This window comes from Actinomycetospora succinea, assembly GCF_004363095.1.
GTDB lineage: Bacteria > Actinomycetota > Actinomycetes > Mycobacteriales > Pseudonocardiaceae > Actinomycetospora > Actinomycetospora succinea.
In genome coordinates this window covers 1-16639 of the sequence record NZ_SNYO01000014.1, presented here as the reverse complement: position 1 = coordinate 16639, position 16639 = coordinate 1, and the positions used below count along the sequence as shown (strand labels likewise).

Genomic DNA, 16639 nt, shown 5'->3' with positions numbered 1-16639 from the left:
CGGACGCAGCAGCCGGTGTCCTGGAGGTGGCCGTGTCCCTGGTCCGCACCGCGACGGGCGAGCGCCTGTCGTCCGTCGTGCTCACGCCGATGCCGGCGAAGGTCGACCGGCGCCTGTTCGACAAGACGCGGCCGCAGCGGATCGTGCCGCTCGCGGCACCGCCCGCCGGGTCGGGGCTGAAGCCGGTCCCGGGCGACGCCGGCCCGCCGGTCATCGGGCACACGCTGTCCTACATCCGCTACGGCAGCGCCTTCACCCGCGCGCGGCACGCCGCCCTGGGCCCGGTCTCGTGGTGCGGGTTCGTCGGCGAGCACGTCGTCATCGCCGCCGGCCCGGACGCCACGCACGAGGTGCTGACCAACCCCGACAAGGCCTACTCGCAGGACGGCTGGCGCTTCCTCGTCGACGACTTCTTCCACCGCGGCCTCATGCTGCTCGACGGTGACGACCACCGCGTGCACCGCCGGGTCATGCAGGAGGCGTTCACCGCGCCGCGCATCCGCGGGTACGTCGACCGGACCGTGCCGGTGCTGCGCGAGGCGATCCCGAGCTGGCCCCGCGGGCAGCAGATCCGCATCTACCCGATGCTCAAGAGCCTGACCCTCGACGTCGCCACCCACGTCTTCATGGACGACCGCTCGGGCCCCGAGTCCGACGCCGTGAACCAGGCGTTCATGGACTGCGTGCAGGCGGCGAGCTCGATCGTGCGCCGCGACCTGCCCGGCACCCGCTACCGCGCCGGCCTGCGCGGGCGCGCCCTGCTCGAGCGCTACTTCCGCGCGGCGCTCCCGGCCAAGCGCGCCGGCCACGGGGACGACCTGTTCTCGGTGCTGTGCCGGGCGACGACCCCGGAGGGCGAGGCGTTCTCGGACGACGACGTCGTCAATCACATGATCTTCCTGATGATGGCGGCGCACGACACCTCGACGATCACCAGCGCCGCCGCGGCGTACTACCTCGCCGCCCACCTGGAGTGGCAGGAACGGGCGCGCGAGGAGTCGCTGGCGCTCGACTCCATGACCGGGGCACCGCCGGACCTCGCCGCCCTGCAGTCGCTGACGACGCTCGACCTCGTCATCAAGGAGTCTCTGCGCCTCGCCGCGCCGGTGCCGGTCGTCATGCGCCGGACGGTGAAGGACACCGCGCTGCTGGGTCACCACGTCCCGGCGGGCCAGCTGGTCATGGCCGCCGGCGCGACCAACCACCACGACCCGGCGGTCTGGACCGCCCCCGACGTCTTCGACCCCGAGCGCTTCGCCGAGCCGCGCCGCGAGGACAAGGCCCACCGCGACGCCTGGATCCCGTTCGGCGGCGGCGTGCACAAGTGCCTGGGCATGCTCTTCGGCTCGCTGGAGGTCACCGCGATCCTGCACGAGCTGCTCCGCAACCACCGGATCACCGTCGCGCCGGGCTACCGCCCGCGCTGGGACAACACCTCGCTGCCCGTCCCCGCCGACGGGCTCCCGCTGCGCCTGGAGCCGCTGCGCTGATCGGCCCATGTGAGCGAAATCCCCGGCTATAGCCGGGAATTTCGTTCACATACGGGCGCGGGGGTGCGCCATCGCGAAGACCTCGCGCAGGGTGTCGACGGTGACCTGGGTGTAGATCTGCGTCGTGGTCACCGAGGCGTGGCCGAGCAGCTCCTGCACGACGCGCAGGTCGGCGCCGCCGTCGAGCAGGTGGGTCGCGAACGAGTGGCGCAGGGTGTGCGGGGAGATGTCGCCGGCGATGCCCGCCCGGTCGGCGGCCTCGCGCAGCGACGCCCACGCGCTCTGCCGCGACAGGCGCGCCCCCCGCGCGTTGAGGAACAGCGCCGGCGTCCCCCGGCCCTTGCTCGCGAGCCCCGGCCGGGCGCGCACCTGGTACGCCGACAGGGCCGCGAGCGCCGGGCGCCCGATCGGCACGATCCGCTCCTTGCCGCCCTTGCCCGCCAGGCGCACTGCGCGCTGGGTGCTGTCGACGTCGTCGACGTCCAGGCCGATGGCCTCGGAGATCCGCGCGCCGGTGGAGTACAGCAGCTCGAGCAGGGCCCGGTCGCGGACGCCGGCGAGGTCGTCCGCCTCGCCGCCGCGCGCCTCGAGCAGCCGGTCGACGGTCGCGACGTCCAGCGCCTTGGGCAGCCGCCGCGGCGGCGACGGCGGGTGCACCTCGCGGGCCACGTCGAGCGCCACCATGCCCTCGGCCAGCGCGAAGCGGTGCAGGCCCCGGACGGCGACGACGGCCCGGGTCGCCGACGCCGTCGCCAGCGGCGCCCGCCCGTCGGCGCCGGTGCGCAGGGCGACGAGGAAGTCGCCGACGTGGCGCTCGGTGACGTCGGCGAGGTCCCCGACGCCCGCCGCCTCGAGGTGCTCGAGATAGCGGCGCAGGTCGCGCCGGTAGGACGCGAGCGTGTTCTCCGCCGTGCCCCGCTCGACGAGCAGGTGGTCGAGGTAGACGCTCACCGCCCGGTCCGGCGTCACCCCGGCAGCATCTCGGCCAGCGACCGCACCGGCAGGTCGTGCGCCGCGCCGACCGCGGCCGAGGTCAGCTCGCCGTCGACGACGTTCACGCCCTTGGCCAGCGCCGGGTCGGCGGCGGCCGCGGCCGCCAGCCCCTGGTCGGCGAGCGCGACGACGTAGGGCAGCGTGACGCCGGTGAGCGCCCGCGTCGACGTCGTCGGCACCGCGCCCGGGACGTTCGCGACGCAGTAGAAGATCGAGTCGTGCACCCGGTAGGTCGGCTCGGCGTGGGTGGTCGGGCGGGTGTCGGCGAAGCATCCGCCCTGGTCGACGGCCAGGTCGACGAGCACCGACCCGCTGCGCATCTGCGCGACGAGCTCGTTCGGCACCAGCACCGGCGCCTTCGCGCCCGGCACCAGGACCGCCCCGATGACGAGGTCGGCCTCGCGGCAGGCGCGCTCGACCTCCGGGGTGCTCGACAGGACCGTGCGCACCGACCCCGAGAAGATCTCGTCGACGCGCCGCAGCGCGCGCACGTTGACGTCGAGCACCTCCACCGACGCCCGCAGCCCGACCGCGATCGTCGTGGCCGCGAGCCCCGAGGTCCCCGCGCCGATCACCGCGACCCGGCCCGGCCGCACCCCGGGCACGCCGCCGAGCAGCACGCCGCGCCCGCCCTGCGCGTTCTCCAGGTGGTGCGCGCCGACCTGCGGCGCCATGCGCCCCGCGATCTCGCTCATCGGCGCGAGCAGCGGCAGCGCCCCGTCCTCGGTCTGCACGGTCTCGTAGGCGACGGCCGTCGCGCCCGCGTCGAGCAGCGCCTGCGTGCACTCGCGCGAGGCCGCAAGGTGCAGGTAGGTGAAGAGCACCTGGTCGCGGCGCAGCCGGTGGTACTCCTCGGGCACCGGCTCCTTGACCTTGAGCAGCAGGTCGCTGGTCGCCCACACGTCGTCGGCGGCGTCGATCACGGATGCGCCCGCCTCGCGGAACGCGTCGTCGGTGATCGCCGACCCGACGCCCGCGTCGGCCTCGACGACGACCTCGTGACCGTGGCGCACCAGCTCCGCGACGCCGATGGGCGTCAGCGCCACCCGGTCCTCGTGGTCCTTGACCTCCCGCGGCACGCCCACCTTCATGGCCGGACCATAGCGGCGTCCGCCGCCCCGGTCGGCCCGCCGCGCGCGGGAGCGACAGACTGATCACCGTGCGACTCGGGACCACACTGCCGCAGTTCGGGGACGCCGCCGACGAGGTGGCGAGGATCGGGGAGTTCGCCGCCCGCGCCGAGGAGGCCGGGGCCGCGAGCCTGTGGGTCGGCGACCGCCTGCTCGCCGCCGTCGACCCGCAGGTCGGCTACGGCGGCACCGACACCATCCCCGTCGAGTTCCGCCGTGCGCTCGACCCGGTCGCCCTGCTCGCGGTGGCCGCGACGGTGACGACGCGCGCCACCCTCGGCACCAGCGTCCTCGTCGGGCCGCTCTACCCGCCGGCGGTGCTCGCCCGCTCGCTGACGACGATCGGCGCGCTCGCCCCCGGGCGTCTGCTCGCCGGGCTCGGCATCGGCTGGTCGCCCGAGGAGTACGCCGGCGCCGGGCTCGGCTTCGACGCCCGCGGCGCCCGGCTCGACGAGCTGCTCGACGGCCTCGACACCCTCTGGTCGGACACGCCCGCGCCGCTCACGGGCTCGCGCTTCCCGCTGCCGGCCGTGCACGTCGAGACCCCGCAGCCCCGCCCGGCGGTGTACCTCTCCGCCTGGAGCGAGGCCGCGCTGCGCCGGGTCGGGCGACGCGCCGACGGGTGGCTTCCGGTCGGGCGCCTGCCGAGCACCGACCTCGAGGGCCAGGCCCGCGCCCTGCTGCGGTTCCGCGCCAACATCGACGCCGCCGCCGGGGAGGCGGGACGCGAGCCGAAGGACGTCGGGACCGCGCTGCGGATCAACGTCGCCGAGGGTCTCGGGGCCGCGGAGATCGCCGACGGCGCGCGGGAGCTGGTCGAGAGGACCGGGTTCACCGACGTGTTCGTCGACCCGATGTACGTCGCGCCGGGCGTCGACGCGAGCCTGGACCTGCTGGCCGACCTGCTCCGCCGGACCGCGTAGTCGGCGCCGCCCCTCGCGCGCCCGCCCGACGAACGAACGGAGCTCTCGCTGCTACCGAAGCAACGAAAGCGCCGTTCGTTCGTGTGGGCGAGCCGCGGACGGGCGAGCGGAAAGGGCCACGCGGAGCAGTCAGCGGCGCGCGGACCGGCGCGCGGCGAACTCGCCGGGGCGGTCGAGCCACTCCGCATCGACGGCGCGCGCCGCCGAGCGGCCGTCGCGCACCGCCGCCGCGGCGAACACGCCCGCGACGCACGGCCCGTTGACCAGCGCGCCGGACATCGCGCCGGCGACGAGGTCGTCGAGCGGGATCCGGCGGATCACGAGGTCGGCCTCCTCGTCGTCACCGCTGGCCGGGCGCTCCACCGAGCGCAGCCCGCGCGCGAGGAACACGCGCACCGACTCGTCGGCGAAGCCCGGGCAGCCGACGATGTCGACGAGCGTCGACCACTCGTCGGCCTCGATCCCGACCTCCTCGACCAGCTCGCGCTGCGCCGCGACGACGGGCTCCTCGGAGGGGTCGTCGAGCAGGCCCGCCGGCATCTCCCAGATGCGGCGCCCGAGGGCGGGCCGGTACTGGTAGATCATGACGAGCTGGTCGTCCTCGTCGAGCGCCGCGATCGCGACGGCGCCGAAGTGCTCGACCTTCTCCCGCCCGGCGATCCGCCCGCCCGGCATCCGCACGTCGTCGCGCCGCAGCGCGAAGATCGCGCCCTCGTAGAGGGTCTCGCTGCTCTCGACGGCGAAGTCGTGGGGCGGGTGTCCGTGGTGCGGGTCGGCGAGCGAGTCGGGCGTGCGCGGCGCCGTCACGTGGTCGCGCCGGCGGGCTCGTCGAGCACCGCGTCGACGGCGTCGGACGTGTCCGTCTCCAGGTCCAGACGCTGCGACGACACGTGGCGCAGCGCCGCGGCGACGAACGCGCGGAACAGCGGGTGCGCCCGCGTCGGTCGGCTCTTGAGCTCCGGGTGGGCCTGGGTGCCGACGAAGAACGGGTGCACGTCGCGCGGCAGCTCGACGAACTCGACGAGCGCGCCGTCCGGCGAGGTCCCGGAGAACACCAGCCCGGCCTCGGCGAGACGGTCCCGGTAGGCGTTGTTGACCTCGTAGCGGTGGCGGTGGCGCTCGGTGATCCGCCCGGTGCCGTATGCGTTGCGGGTGATGGTCTCGGGCGCGAGCAGCGCGGGCCACGCGCCGAGGCGCATGGTGCCGCCCATGTCGCGCTCGCCGGCGACCACGTCGGTCTGGTCGGCCATCGTCGAGATGACGGGGTGCGGGGTCTGCTCGTCGAACTCCGCGGAGTTGGCGCCCTCCAGGCCGGCCATCGACCGCGCGGCGTGGATGACCATGCACTGCAGGCCCAGGCAGAGCCCGAGCGCCGGGAGGCCGCGGCGGTGGGCGTGGTCGAGCGCGCCGACCTTGCCCTCGATGCCACGGATGCCGAAGCCGCCGGGCACGAGGATGCCGTCGACGCCCGCGAGCGCCGCGGCCGCGCCGGCCGGCGTCTCGCACTCGTCGGAGCCCACCCAGCGCACGGCGACGCGGGCACGGTGGGCGAACCCGCCGGCGCGCAGCGCCTCGGTGACCGAGAGGTAGGCGTCGGGCAGGTCGACGTACTTGCCGACGATCGCGATCTCGACGGTCTCGGTGGGGTGGTGCACGCGGTCGAGCAGGTCGCCCCAGACGGTCCAGTCGACGTCGCGGAAGGGCAGCCCGAGCCGGCGGACGACGTAGGCGTCGAGGCCCTCGGTGTGCAGCACCTTCGGGATGTCGTAGATCGACCGCGCGTCGGGGCAGGCGACGACGCCGTCCTCGTCGACGTCGCACATGAGGCTGATCTTGCGCGTCATGTCCTCGGGGATGTCGCGGTCGGCGCGCAGCACCAGCCCGTCGGGCTGGATACCGATGTTGCGCAGCGCGGCCACCGAGTGCTGCGTGGGCTTGGTCTTGAGCTCGCCCGACGGCGCGAGGAACGGGACCAGCGAGACGTGCAGGAAGAAGCAGTTGTCGCGGCCGACCTCGTGGCGCAGCTGGCGCGCGGCCTCGAGGAACGGCAGCGACTCGATGTCGCCGACCGTGCCGCCGACCTCGGTGATCACCACGTCGGGCGCGGGGTCGTCGGTGCGCATCGCGAGCACCCGCGACTTGATCTCGTCGGTGATGTGCGGGATCACCTGGACCGTGTCGCCCAGGTACTCGCCGCGCCGCTCCTTGGCGATGACCGTCGAGTACACCTGGCCGGTCGTCACGTTGGCCCGCGCCGAGAGGTCACGGTCGAGGAAGCGCTCGTAGTGCCCGATGTCCAGGTCGGTCTCGGCGCCGTCCTCGGTGACGAAGACCTCGCCGTGCTGGAACGGGTTCATCGTCCCGGGGTCGACGTTGAGGTAGGGGTCGAGCTTCTGCATCGTCACGCGCAGACCCCGCGCGGTGAGCAACTGCCCCAGGCTCGAGGCCGTCAGCCCCTTGCCGAGCGAGGAGGCGACGCCGCCGGTGACGAACACGTGCTTGGTCGTCCGCGCCGGCTGCATCAGAGGGCTGCGATCCGAGGAGAAACTCCGCCATCCACGGGGCTTCAGGGTAACGGACCGCGCTCCCCACCCACCCGAGCGACCCTCAGCCGGCGGCGGGCTGCGGCGTGAACGTGCCCGCGGCGGGTCCGTACACGCCGGTCCGCCCGTCGGCCTGCTCGCGCAGCGCCAGCACCGTCGCGACCCGCGACGCCGGGCCCTCGAGCGCGTCGACCGTGGACAGGCCGGTGCGCAGGGCGGGGTCCGCCCGCACCGTGCCGACCGCGCCCGACCCGGTGCGCCCGGCGAGCACGGCGCCCGCGCCCACGCGGTCCATCTCCCCCGCGATCCGCGCGAGCACGGTGTCGCGGGCCGGGTCGGCGCCGGCCCCGGTGACGACGAGCGCGAGCTCGCCGGGCGTGGAGCCGAGCGCCTCGGGCGTGCGGACGTACCCGGCGTCGGAGAGCGCGCGCAGCGCCGTCGCGACCTCGGGGCCGGTGGTCCGCTCGCTCGCGCCGCCCGGGCGGGCGACCAGCAGCGAGCCGAGCAGCGAGCCCGTGAGGGTGCCGGTGTCGGTGGTGGTCGGCAGCTGCGCGCCGGCGGGCAGCAGCCGCGGCACCAGGGCGCGCAGGGCCTCCGCGCGGTCGGGGGCGACGGCGGCGTCGGTCAGGGCGACCTGGCCCGTGACGCGCCCGCCGGCCCGGGTGACGAGGTCGGACACGGCGTCCACGTCCGCCGGGTCGGCGCCCGGGGCCGCGAGGACCGCGACGCCCCGGCCCGGCAGGACCCCCGCCACCGTCGACGGCGCGCCGGCCCCGACGAGGCGCTGGGTGGCCAGGAGCTGGGCGCCGACCGCGTCGCGCTCGCCCCGCATCTGCACGACCTCGCCGGCGAGCTGGTCGCGGTCCGAGGTCAGCGCGCCGAGCACCCGGCCCGACAGCGCCGAGGCCCCCAGCACGACGCCCAGCGCGAGCGCGAGCAGCACCGCCGCGATCGACACGACGTGGTAGCGCAGCGACATCACTTCCCGACCCCCTGAGCCGCGGCCAGCGCGGCCGCCCACCCCTCACGCACGAGCATCACGATGGCCTCGGCCAGGCCGCTGGCGAACAGCGCCGTCGCGCCGACCGCGATCACGGCCAGCAGCAGGAGCAGGACCGCCCCGGTGGTGACCCGGTGGCGGTGGAGGGCGGCCACCGCCGACGCGTCGACCAGCGTCGGCCCCAGGCGCAGCCGCGTGAGCACCGTCGACGGGTTGCTCCCCGTGCGGCCGCGGTCGAGGAACCCGGAGAGCGTCGCGTCGAACCCGCACCCGACCACCAACGAGGCGCCGTGGCGCTGGGCGAGGATCAGCGCCATGTCCTCGGGGTTCGCCGACGACGGGAAGCCGACGGGGTCGATGCCGGCATCCTGCAGGCGCGCGAGCCCGGCGATGTGGCCGTCGGTGTCGGCGGGGATGACGACGTCGACGGCCTTGCGCGCGAGGTCCGGGTCGATCTCCAGCGCGGTGCCGACGATGACCGTCGGCGTGAACCCCGCGGTCTTCAGGGCCGCGGCGCCGCCGCCGACCCCGACGAGGACCGGCCGCTCCTCGCGGACGAAGTGCCTGAGGCTCTTCAGCTCCTCGGTGCGGTCCGAGCCCCCGGCGACGACGAGGACGGTCTTGCCGTTCATCGCCGTCTCGAGCCCGGGGACCCCGACGCCGTCGAGCAGCATGGCCCGCTCGCGGCCCATGAACTCCGTCGTGTTCGCCGAGAACGCCTCGAGCTGCGCGGCGAGCCCGGAGCGGGCCTCGGCGAGCTGGTCGGCGACGGTCTCGGCGGTCTGCTCGAAGCCGCGGGCGACCTCGTCCTCGCCGAGGTACACGCCGCCGTCGTGGAGGCGGACCGAGGCGCCGTCGCGGACGCGGCGCAGCACGCCGTCGCCGACGTCGTCCACGAGCGCGATCCCGGCGTCGGTGAGGATCTCCGGGCCGAGGTTCGGGTAGCGCCCCGAGATCGACGGCGAGACGTTGATGACGCCGGCGACGCCCGCGTCGACGAACGCGTGGGCGGTCGCGCGGTCGAGGTCGACCTGGTCGATCACCGCGACGTCGCCGCGTCCCAGCCGGCGCAGCAGCTCCGGGGACACCTCGCCGCCGGAGCGCCCGCCGAGCCGTGCCGTGCCGACGACGCCGGCCGGCGCCTCCTTCGTGCGACCCCGTGGCCACTTCATGCCCGCCACCCCGCACCCGTGCCGCGACCCATGCCTCGATGGTCGTCGGCCGGACGCCGCGGACGGAGCCGACGCGCCGAGGGGACGCGCCGCGGTCACCCGGCCCGGCGACTCCGGCGGCTGCCGCTACGCCGCGTGGTCGCGCCGCGCGTGATCGGTGTGGGGGCGTCGGCGCCGGCGTCCCCCTCCTCGGTGCTCGCCGAGCGGTCGGCCGCGGCGGCCGCGAGCAACTCCTCGGCATGGGCGCGGCCGGTCTCGGTCTCCTCGGTGCCCGCCAGCATGCGCGCCAGCTCGATCGTGCGGTCGCCGTCGTCGAGCGTCCGGACGGCACTGCGCGTGACGCCGTCGGTGTCGCCGGCGTCCGCGAGCCCGCCCTTGTCGACCACCAGGTGACGATCGGCATAGGCCGCGACCTGCGCCAGGTGGGTCACGACGACCACCTGGTGGGTGCGCGCGAGGCGCGCGAGCCGGCGCCCGACCTCGACCGCCGCGCGCCCGCCGACCCCGGCGTCGACCTCGTCGAACACCAGCGTCGGCGTGGTGTCCGCCCCCGCGAGCACGACCTCGACGGCGAGCATGACCCGCGAGAGCTCGCCGCCCGAGGCGCCCTTGTGCACCGGGAGCGCCGGCGCGCCCGCGTGCGGGGTGAGCAGCAGCTCCACCTCGTCGACGCCGTCGGGGCCGGCGACGACCGACCGGCCCTCGACGGTGAGGGCCTCGGGACCTGCCGCGTCCTTGGGTGCCACGGCCATCTGCACCGACGCCGACCCCATCGCCAACCCGTCGAGCTCGGCGGACACGGCGGCGCCGAACCGGTCGGCGGCCTCGCGGCGCGCGGCGGACACGGTGGCGGCGTGCCCGGCGGCCTCGCCCGCGAGCTGCTCGGCCTCCGCCGCCAGCGCGGCGAGCGCCTCGTCGGAGGTGTCGAGGCCCTCGAGCTTCGCCCGCGCGTCGTCGGCCCAGGCCAGGACGCCGTCGATGTCGGCGGCGTACTTGCGGGTCAGACCCTTGAGGTCGGCCTGGCGGGCGAGCACCTGCTCGAGGCGCGCCGGGTCGGCCTCGAGGCGCTCGAGGTAGTCGGTGAGCTCGGCGGCGGCGTCGCCGAGCAGGGCGGCGGCCTCGGCGAGCCGGGGGTCGAGCCCGGCGAGCGCCGGGTCGTCGCTGCCCTGCAGGCGCCGGCGCGCCTCGCCCAGCAGCCCGACGGCGTCGGGGTCCTCGCCCGTGCCGTCGGGCGGGCCGGCGAGGGCGGCGAGCGCGCCCGTGGCGGTGGCGCGCAGGTCATCGGCGTCGGCGAGGCGGCGGGCCTCGGCGACGAGGTCGGCGTCCTCGCCCGGCTGGGGGTCGACCGCCTCGATCTCGGTGAGCCCGTGGCGCAGCATGTCGGCCTCGCGGCTCATCTCGCGCGCCTGGTCGCGCCGGCGGGTCAGCTCGGTGACCGCGCGCCGCCACGCCGTGCGGGTGCGCCGGTAGGCGGCCAGCGGCTCGGCGACCGCGGCGCCGGCGAACCTGTCGAGCACGGCCCGCTGCTCGGCGGCCCGCAGCAGGCGCAGCGCCTCGTGCTGGCCGTGGACGGCGAGCGCCGCGTCGGTGACGTCGCCGAGCACCGCCATCGGCACCGACCGCCCGCCGAGGTGGGCGCGCGAGCGCCCGTCGGCCGACACCGTGCGCGCGGCGATGAGGCTGCCGTCGTCGTCGAGCGCGGCGCCCGCGTCGGCGGCGAGGTGCAGGGCGGAGCGTGGCGCCTCGTCGGCGTCCTCGTCTCCCGGTGGTTCGGCGTCCGTCTCGGCGGGCGGCAGCAGGAAGCGGCCCTCGACCATGGCGCGCGTGGCGCCGCGGCGGACACGCGAGGAGTCGGCGCGACCGCCACCCAGCAGGTGCAGCCCCGTGACCACCATCGTCTTGCCTGCCCCGGTCTCCCCCGTGACCACGGTGAGCCCGGGGTGCAGATCGAGAGTGGCATCCTCGATGACCCCGAGACCTTGGATCCTCAGCTCGGCGAGCACGGGCCTCACGATAACCACGACCCCCGACGCTCCGGGGCCGAACACGCCGATCCGATCGAACACATGGTCGAACGGTCGGTGCACCGCGGTCGGCGGGAGACGGAGCGAAGCGAAGCTCGACCCATCGTCACGGTCAGCCCCGGCGCCCCCGCCACCCCTGGACCGGCAGCCCGAACTTGCGGACGAGCCGGTCGGTGAACGGCTGGACGCGCAGACGGGCCAGCAGCACGGGGTTGCGGCCGCGGACGACCTCCACGCGCGAGCCCGGCGGCAGCTCGATGGTGCGCCGCCCGTCGCAGACGAGCACGCCGGCGTCCCCGCGGCTGGACACCTCGAGCGCCACCGACGAGTCCGGCGAGATCACCAGCGGCTTCGCGAACAGCGCGTGCGCGTTGCTCGGCACCAGCAGCATCGCCTGCACCTCGGGCCACACCACCGGCCCGCCCGCGGAGAACGCGTAGGCCGTCGACCCCGTCGGCGTCGCGCACAGCACCCCGTCGCAGGCGAACTCCGAGACCGGGCGGCCGTCGACCTCGAGCACGACGTCGAGCAGCCGCGCCCAGTTCATCTTCTCGACGATCGCCTCGTTGAGCGCCCACGTCCGGCCCAGCTCGGTGCCGTTCTGGTGCGCGACGACGTCGACGGTCATGCGCTCCTCGACGCGGTAGGTGCGCCCGACGACGGCGTCGAGGACCTCGTCGAGGTCGTCGAGGTCGGCCTCCGCGAGGAAGCCGACGCGACCCAGGTTGACCCCGAGCATCGGCACCCGCGCGTGACGGGCGAGCTCGGCCGCGCGCAGCAGGGTGCCGTCGCCGCCGAGCACCAGGACGATCTCCATGCCGAGCGCTGCGTCGGACTCGGCGGTGACGGTGCGCGGGCGCTGCGCCTCCGGCAGGTCGTCGAACAGGCCCTCGTCGGTGGAGTACTCGTCGGGGAGGATCCGCAGCGCGAACCCGGCGTCGGCCAGCCGGCGGGCGGCCTGCGACGCCACCTTCCGCGTCGCCTCCCGGCCGGTGTGCACGACGAGGAGCGCGTCGCGGGTGCCGCGCTCGCCGTTCCCCGCGACGCCTGCGGCGTCGGCCTCCACGAGCCCGTCGGTCACCGGCTCACTCCCGTCGTCCTCACTGGGGACCTGCTTCCACGGCCCGTCGCACGAGCGTCTCGTCGTCTGTCTCGGGGTCGACGCCGGTCTCTCCCGCTGGTGCCCGTCGCAGCCAGCAGAAGTACTCCACGTTCCCCGACGGCCCGGGCAGCGGGCTCGCGACGACGTCGCGCAGCACCAGCCCCCGCGCCCGCGCGGACGCCACGACGTGGAGGACGGCCGATACGCGCAGCGCGGGGTCGCGCACGACCCCGCCCGCGCCCAGCCGGTCGCGGCCCACCTCGAACTGCGGCTTCACCATCGGGACGAGGTCGCCGCCCGGGACCGTGCACGCGACGAGCGCGTCGAGGACCAGGCCCAGCGAGATGAACGACAGGTCGGCGACGACGAGGTCGACCGGCCCGCCGATGTCGTCGGGCGTCAGCGAGCGGACGTTGACGCGGTCGTGCACCGCGACCCGGGGGTCGGTCTGCAGCGCCCACACCAGCTGCCCGTAGCCGACGTCGACGGCGACGACCTCGCGCGCCCCGTGGCGCAGCAGCACGTCGGTGAACCCGCCGGTCGACGCGCCGGCGTCCAGGCAGCGCCGGCCCTCGACGGCGAGGCCCCGCGGACCGAACGCCTCGAGCGCGCCGAGCAGCTTGCCCGCACCCCGCGACGCCCAGCCGGGGTCGTCGACGTCCTCGCGCACGACCACCGCCGCCGCGGTCTCGACACCCGTCGCGGGCTTGGTGGCCACCGTGCCCCCGACGGTCACCCGGCCCTCCGCGATCAGCCCGGCGGCGTGCTCGCGGGACCGGGCGAGACCGCGTCGCACCAGCTCGGCGTCCAGACGGAGCCGGCGGGCGGTGGACCGGGCCACCGCGGTCAGGTCCGGTCCACGTCGGCCAGCACGGCGACCAGCGCGTCGTGCACCGCCTCGAACCGGGTCGCGTGCTCGGCGGCGTCGAAGTCGTCGCCCTCGTCAGCACCGCTCGCCGCGTCGGGCAGGGCCGCGACGGCGCCCTGCAGGGCGGCGAGCGCGTCGTCGTGCTCGGTCACGGCGCGTCCTCCCCCGGCGTCGGCCCGGATGCTGTCGGCGTCCACGCTAACCCGTCAGGCGCTGGCCAGCCCGAGCGCGCTGATCATCTTCTCGGCGCCCCGTACCCCGTCCCACCCGTCGTCCGACGACCACGCGGCGCGGCAGAGGGCGCGCAGAGCGGCGGTGGCGTCGTCGCCGTCGCCCTCCAGCACCAGGTGCCCGTCCTCGCGGCGCGCGGTGAAGCCGCCGGTGTCGCCGTCGTCCACGGCGGTCGCGGCGAGGTCGCCGCCCAGGACCCGCAGGTCGGCGCCCAGGTAGGTCGGGCGCTGCCCGGCCGGCGCGGCGAGCAGGCCCGCGGCGGTGGAGACGCCCGTGAGCACGAGGAGGCTCTCGGCGTCGACGCTGTGCGCGCCCGCGATGTCGGTGTCGAGGCGGTCGCCGACGACCAGTGGACGCCGCGCGCCCACCCGCTCGATCGCCTGCCGCAGCAGCGGCGCCGCGGGCTTGCCGGCCACCACCGGCTCCCGCACGCAGGCCGTGCGCAGGACGGCCACCATCGACCCGTTGCCAGGCAGGAGGCCCCGCTCGTTGGGGAGGGTCGGGTCGACGTTGCAGGCGACCCACACCGCGCCCCTGTTCAGCGCCAGGGCGGCCTCGGCGAGGATGCGCCAGCCCGTGTCCGGCGAGTGGCCCTGCACGACGGCGACGGGCTCGTCGTCCTCGGCGCGCACGGGCTCGAGCCCCACGAGACGGATCTCCTCGGCGAGCGCCTCCGTGCCCACGACCAGCACCTTCGACCCCGACGGCACCTGCTCCGCGACGACTGCGGCACCGGCCTGCGCGCTCGTCACCACGGCGTCGGTGTCGAGGGTCAGCCCGAGGTGGCGCAGGTGGTCGGCGACCTCGTCGGGGCCGCGCGACGCGTTGTTGGTGACGTACGAGACGGCCGCGCGCGCCCGCACCGCCTCGAGGGTCTCGACCGCGCCCTCGATCGCGTCGGGCCCGCGGTAGACCGTGCCGTCGAGGTCGACGAGCAGCGCGTCGTGGTCGGTGTGGTCGCTGTGGTCGCTCACCCGGAGAACCTCGGGGCCTCCGCGGCGCCCGTCGGGGCGTTCTCGCGCGGCGCCTCGGCGGGCGCGTGCTCGACGCCGGTGTCCTCGGCGGCGTCGTCGCTGTCAGCGATGTCGTCGTCCGCCGGGGCCTCGTCAGCCACGGCGTCGTCATGTGCGGCGGCGCTGTCGTCCACGACGGCGTCACCGTCCGCGACGTCCTCGTCGTCCGCGAGGACGTCGTCCGCCGCGGACGTCTCGTCGGCGGGGTCCTCGCCGGCGTCCGGGTCCCCGACGCCGAGCATGATCGCTCGCTCCTCGGCGTCCGTCTCGCCGTCGAGGTCGGTGCGGGCGGCCTCGAGGAACGCGCGGACCGCGTCGTCGGTGCGCCCGGCCGCCTGGAGGGCCTCGGCGTAGGCGTAGAAGAGGCGCGGCACCCACGGGTCGTCGCGCGACGCGTCGAGCTCGGGCACCTGGAGCCCGACGACCGCGGCCTCGTTCTCCCCGAGGTCGCGGCGAGCACCGGACACGACGATGAGGAGCTCGACGGCGTCCTCGGTGGCGAGGTCCCGGGCCTCGGGGCTGCGCGACAGCTCGATCGCCCGCTCGGGGCGCCCCAGCGCGCGCTCGGCGTCGGCCATCACGGGCAGGTGCCCGTCACCACCCATCCGCCGGCTGGCCCGCAGCTCGGAGAGCGCCTCGGCCCACTCCCCCGCGTGGTACGCGGCGAGGCCCGACGCCTCGCGGACGATCGCGACACGGCTCGCCCGGTACCGCGCGAAGCGGGCGTGGGCGAGGGCTTCCTCGGGGTCGTCGTCGACGAGCTCGCCGACGGCCACGAGGTGCCGCGCGACGATGTCGGCGAGGTCCTTGGGCAGGCCGCGCAGGTCACGGCGCGCCTCCTGGTCGAGGAGGTCGGCGGTGATGTCGTCCGGCAGCGGCGGTGCCGTCGGGCGCGGGGCCGCGTCCTGGTGCCGGGCGATGGGCTCGACCGAGTGGTCGACGCGCTCCGGACGGTCGGCGGCGCCGGCCGGGGCGTCCTCGCGCCGGCGGTCGGGTCGACGGTCGTCGCGAGGCCCGCCACGGGGACGGTCCTGACGGGTCGGACCTTCGCGCCGGTCGAACCCACGACCGCCGTCCCGGCTGCCACCGGGCCGCCCGTTCTGTGGACGCGCGCCGTTCGGCCGGCCGCCACGGGGACGAGCCCCGCCCGGCCGGTCCTCGCGGGGCCGGTCGTCACGCGGCCGGTCGGTCCGCGGCCGGTCACCACCGCGCTGATCGGTCCGCGGCCGGTCACTGCGGGACCGGTCGTCCCGGTCGGTACGGGGCCGGTCATCACGGGGCCGGTCGTCACGCGGCCGGTCATCGCGCGGCCGGTCGTTCCGCGGACGGTCGCCGCCGCGCTGGTCGTCACGCGGGCGCCCACCACGGGGTCCGTCGCTGCCGCGGCGGTCGTCCGGCCGGCGGTCGTTCGGTCCGCCGCCGCGCGACCCGGTGCCGCGGGAGCGGTCGTCGCGCCGGTCGCCGCCGCGGTCGTCACGCGGGCGCCCAGAGCCGCGGTCGTCGCGGGCCTGCCCGTCGCGCGGGCGGGAGTCGCGGGCGCCGCGGTCGTCGCGCCGGTCGTCGGGACGGCCACCGCGCGCTCCCGGCCCGCCGCTGCCGCCACGGGAGCTCGACGCTCCGCCACGGTCGCGCGGGGGCCCGCTCGGCCGCCCGCCCTGGCCGCCGTCGCCACGGCGCGGGCCACCCCGGGAGCCACCACGGTCGTTCCCGCCGGCACCGCCCGAGCGACGGTCGCCGCCACGGTCGTCACGGTGGCCGCCGCCCGTCGGGCGTCCGCCACCGCGCCGGTCACCGCCACCGCGCGGCGCGCCGCGGTCACGCCCGGACGGCGTGCGCCCGCCCGAGCCCTGGTCGTCGCGGGACGGGCCTGCCGTGGTGCCGCGGCGAGGGCCGTCGTCGCCTCCGCGAGCGCCGGCACCCTCCGACGGGTCGGACGACATCACGGACCTCCTGTGGACATGCGAACGGGCAGGGCTCCGGCCGGAGTCCTGCCCGTCAAGTGTTGCTCACTTCTGTGGCGACCTCTGCGGTCGTCGTTCTGTTGCCGACCCCGTGGTGTGGGGGTGGTCGGGTGTTCCGGCGGTGTCCTACTCTCCCACGACCTGTCGGTCGCAGTACCATCGGCGCTGGAGGGCTTAGCTTCCGGGTTC

General features: G+C 76.2%; 14 protein-coding genes and 1 rRNA gene. 2 read left to right on the top strand and 13 right to left on the bottom strand.

Annotated features, from left to right (window positions below):
• Positions 1 to 32 precede the first annotated feature (32 nt).
• Positions 33 to 1490 carry a cytochrome P450 gene (locus EV188_RS29185; RefSeq protein ID WP_424922961.1) on the top strand — a complete coding sequence of 486 codons (1458 nt, stop codon included), beginning with the start codon at positions 33 to 35 and terminating at the stop codon, positions 1488 to 1490.
• Positions 1491 to 1535: 45 nt separating this feature from the next.
• On the opposite strand, the gene xerD is transcribed toward EV188_RS29185, so the two are convergent.
• Together xerD and ald are read right to left on the bottom strand one after the other, a co-directional pair.
• Positions 1536 to 2459 (bottom strand): site-specific tyrosine recombinase XerD, encoded by a 924-nt coding sequence (gene xerD, locus EV188_RS29180; RefSeq protein WP_243742086.1) that lies wholly within the window; start codon positions 2457 to 2459, stop codon positions 1536 to 1538.
• Positions 2456 to 3574 carry an alanine dehydrogenase gene (gene ald, locus EV188_RS32335; protein WP_133829860.1) on the bottom strand — a complete coding sequence of 373 codons (1119 nt, stop codon included), beginning with the start codon at positions 3572 to 3574 and terminating at the stop codon, positions 2456 to 2458. Before ald ends, xerD begins: the two co-directional genes overlap by 4 nt.
• 68 nt (positions 3575 to 3642) lie before the next feature.
• On the opposite strand from ald, the gene EV188_RS29170 reads away from it, so the two are divergent.
• A complete protein-coding gene (locus tag EV188_RS29170) occupies positions 3643 to 4536 on the top strand; it encodes an LLM class flavin-dependent oxidoreductase (RefSeq protein ID WP_243742085.1) in 894 nt (297 codons plus the stop codon).
• A 129-nt stretch (positions 4537 to 4665) separates the two neighbouring features.
• Here EV188_RS29170 and EV188_RS29165 read toward each other — a convergent pair whose 3' ends face one another.
• The 11 genes from EV188_RS29165 to rrf form a co-directional block, all read right to left on the bottom strand.
• Complete coding sequence (locus EV188_RS29165; RefSeq protein ID WP_133829859.1) at positions 4666 to 5343, bottom strand: NUDIX domain-containing protein; 678 nt, start codon at positions 5341 to 5343, stop codon at positions 4666 to 4668.
• A complete protein-coding gene (locus tag EV188_RS29160; protein ID WP_133829858.1) occupies positions 5340 to 7058 on the bottom strand; it encodes a CTP synthase in 1719 nt (572 codons plus the stop codon). Before EV188_RS29160 ends, EV188_RS29165 begins: the two co-directional genes overlap by 4 nt.
• Positions 7059 to 7143: 85 nt before the next feature.
• Positions 7144 to 8058 carry a copper transporter gene (locus tag EV188_RS29155; RefSeq protein ID WP_243742084.1) on the bottom strand — a complete coding sequence of 305 codons (915 nt, stop codon included), beginning with the start codon at positions 8056 to 8058 and terminating at the stop codon, positions 7144 to 7146.
• Complete coding sequence (gene steA, locus EV188_RS29150; protein ID WP_208114423.1) at positions 8058 to 9251, bottom strand: putative cytokinetic ring protein SteA; 1194 nt, start codon at positions 9249 to 9251, stop codon at positions 8058 to 8060. Before steA ends, EV188_RS29155 begins: the two co-directional genes overlap by 1 nt.
• 95 nt (positions 9252 to 9346) lie before the next feature.
• Complete coding sequence (recN, locus tag EV188_RS29145; protein ID WP_133829856.1) at positions 9347 to 11254, bottom strand: DNA repair protein RecN; 1908 nt, start codon at positions 11252 to 11254, stop codon at positions 9347 to 9349.
• Between the two features lie 133 nt (positions 11255 to 11387).
• On the bottom strand, positions 11388 to 12341 hold the full coding sequence (locus EV188_RS29140) for an NAD kinase (protein ID WP_133829986.1): 954 nt from the start codon (positions 12339 to 12341) through the stop codon (positions 11388 to 11390).
• Positions 12342 to 12375: 34 nt separating this feature from the next.
• The gene (locus EV188_RS29135) at positions 12376 to 13218 is read right to left on the bottom strand and encodes a TlyA family RNA methyltransferase (RefSeq protein ID WP_133829855.1); all 843 of its coding nucleotides are present in this window, start codon (positions 13216 to 13218) and stop codon (positions 12376 to 12378) included.
• Positions 13219 to 13223: 5 nt separating this feature from the next.
• The gene (locus tag EV188_RS32055) at positions 13224 to 13397 is read right to left on the bottom strand and encodes a hypothetical protein (protein ID WP_166660154.1); all 174 of its coding nucleotides are present in this window, start codon (positions 13395 to 13397) and stop codon (positions 13224 to 13226) included.
• A gap of 54 nt (positions 13398 to 13451) precedes the next feature.
• Complete coding sequence (locus tag EV188_RS29130) at positions 13452 to 14450, bottom strand: HAD-IIA family hydrolase (protein WP_133829854.1); 999 nt, start codon at positions 14448 to 14450, stop codon at positions 13452 to 13454.
• Positions 14447 to 16429, bottom strand: coding sequence for a tetratricopeptide repeat protein (locus EV188_RS29125; RefSeq protein ID WP_208114422.1), 1983 nt, complete (start codon positions 16427 to 16429; stop codon positions 14447 to 14449). Before EV188_RS29125 ends, EV188_RS29130 begins: the two co-directional genes overlap by 4 nt.
• A gap of 134 nt (positions 16430 to 16563) precedes the next feature.
• Positions 16564 to 16639, bottom strand: a 5S ribosomal RNA gene (gene rrf, locus EV188_RS33295); the annotation flags it as partial.

Bases quoted from the DNA above. Each gene is read 5' to 3' on its own strand.
- ald (WP_133829860.1), bottom strand. From the start codon at position 3,574: ATGAAGGTGGGCGTGCCGCGGGAGGTCAAGGACCACGAGGACCGGGTG.
- EV188_RS29160 (WP_133829858.1), bottom strand. From the start codon at position 7,058: ATGCAGCCGGCGCGGACGACCAAGCACGTGTTCGTCACCGGCGGCGTC.
- EV188_RS29155 (WP_243742084.1), bottom strand. From the start codon at position 8,058: ATGTCGCTGCGCTACCACGTCGTGTCGATCGCGGCGGTGCTGCTCGCG.
- steA (WP_208114423.1), bottom strand. From the start codon at position 9,251: ATGAAGTGGCCACGGGGTCGCACGAAGGAGGCGCCGGCCGGCGTCGTC.
- EV188_RS29125 (WP_208114422.1), bottom strand. From the start codon at position 16,429: ATGTCGTCCGACCCGTCGGAGGGTGCCGGCGCTCGCGGAGGCGACGAC.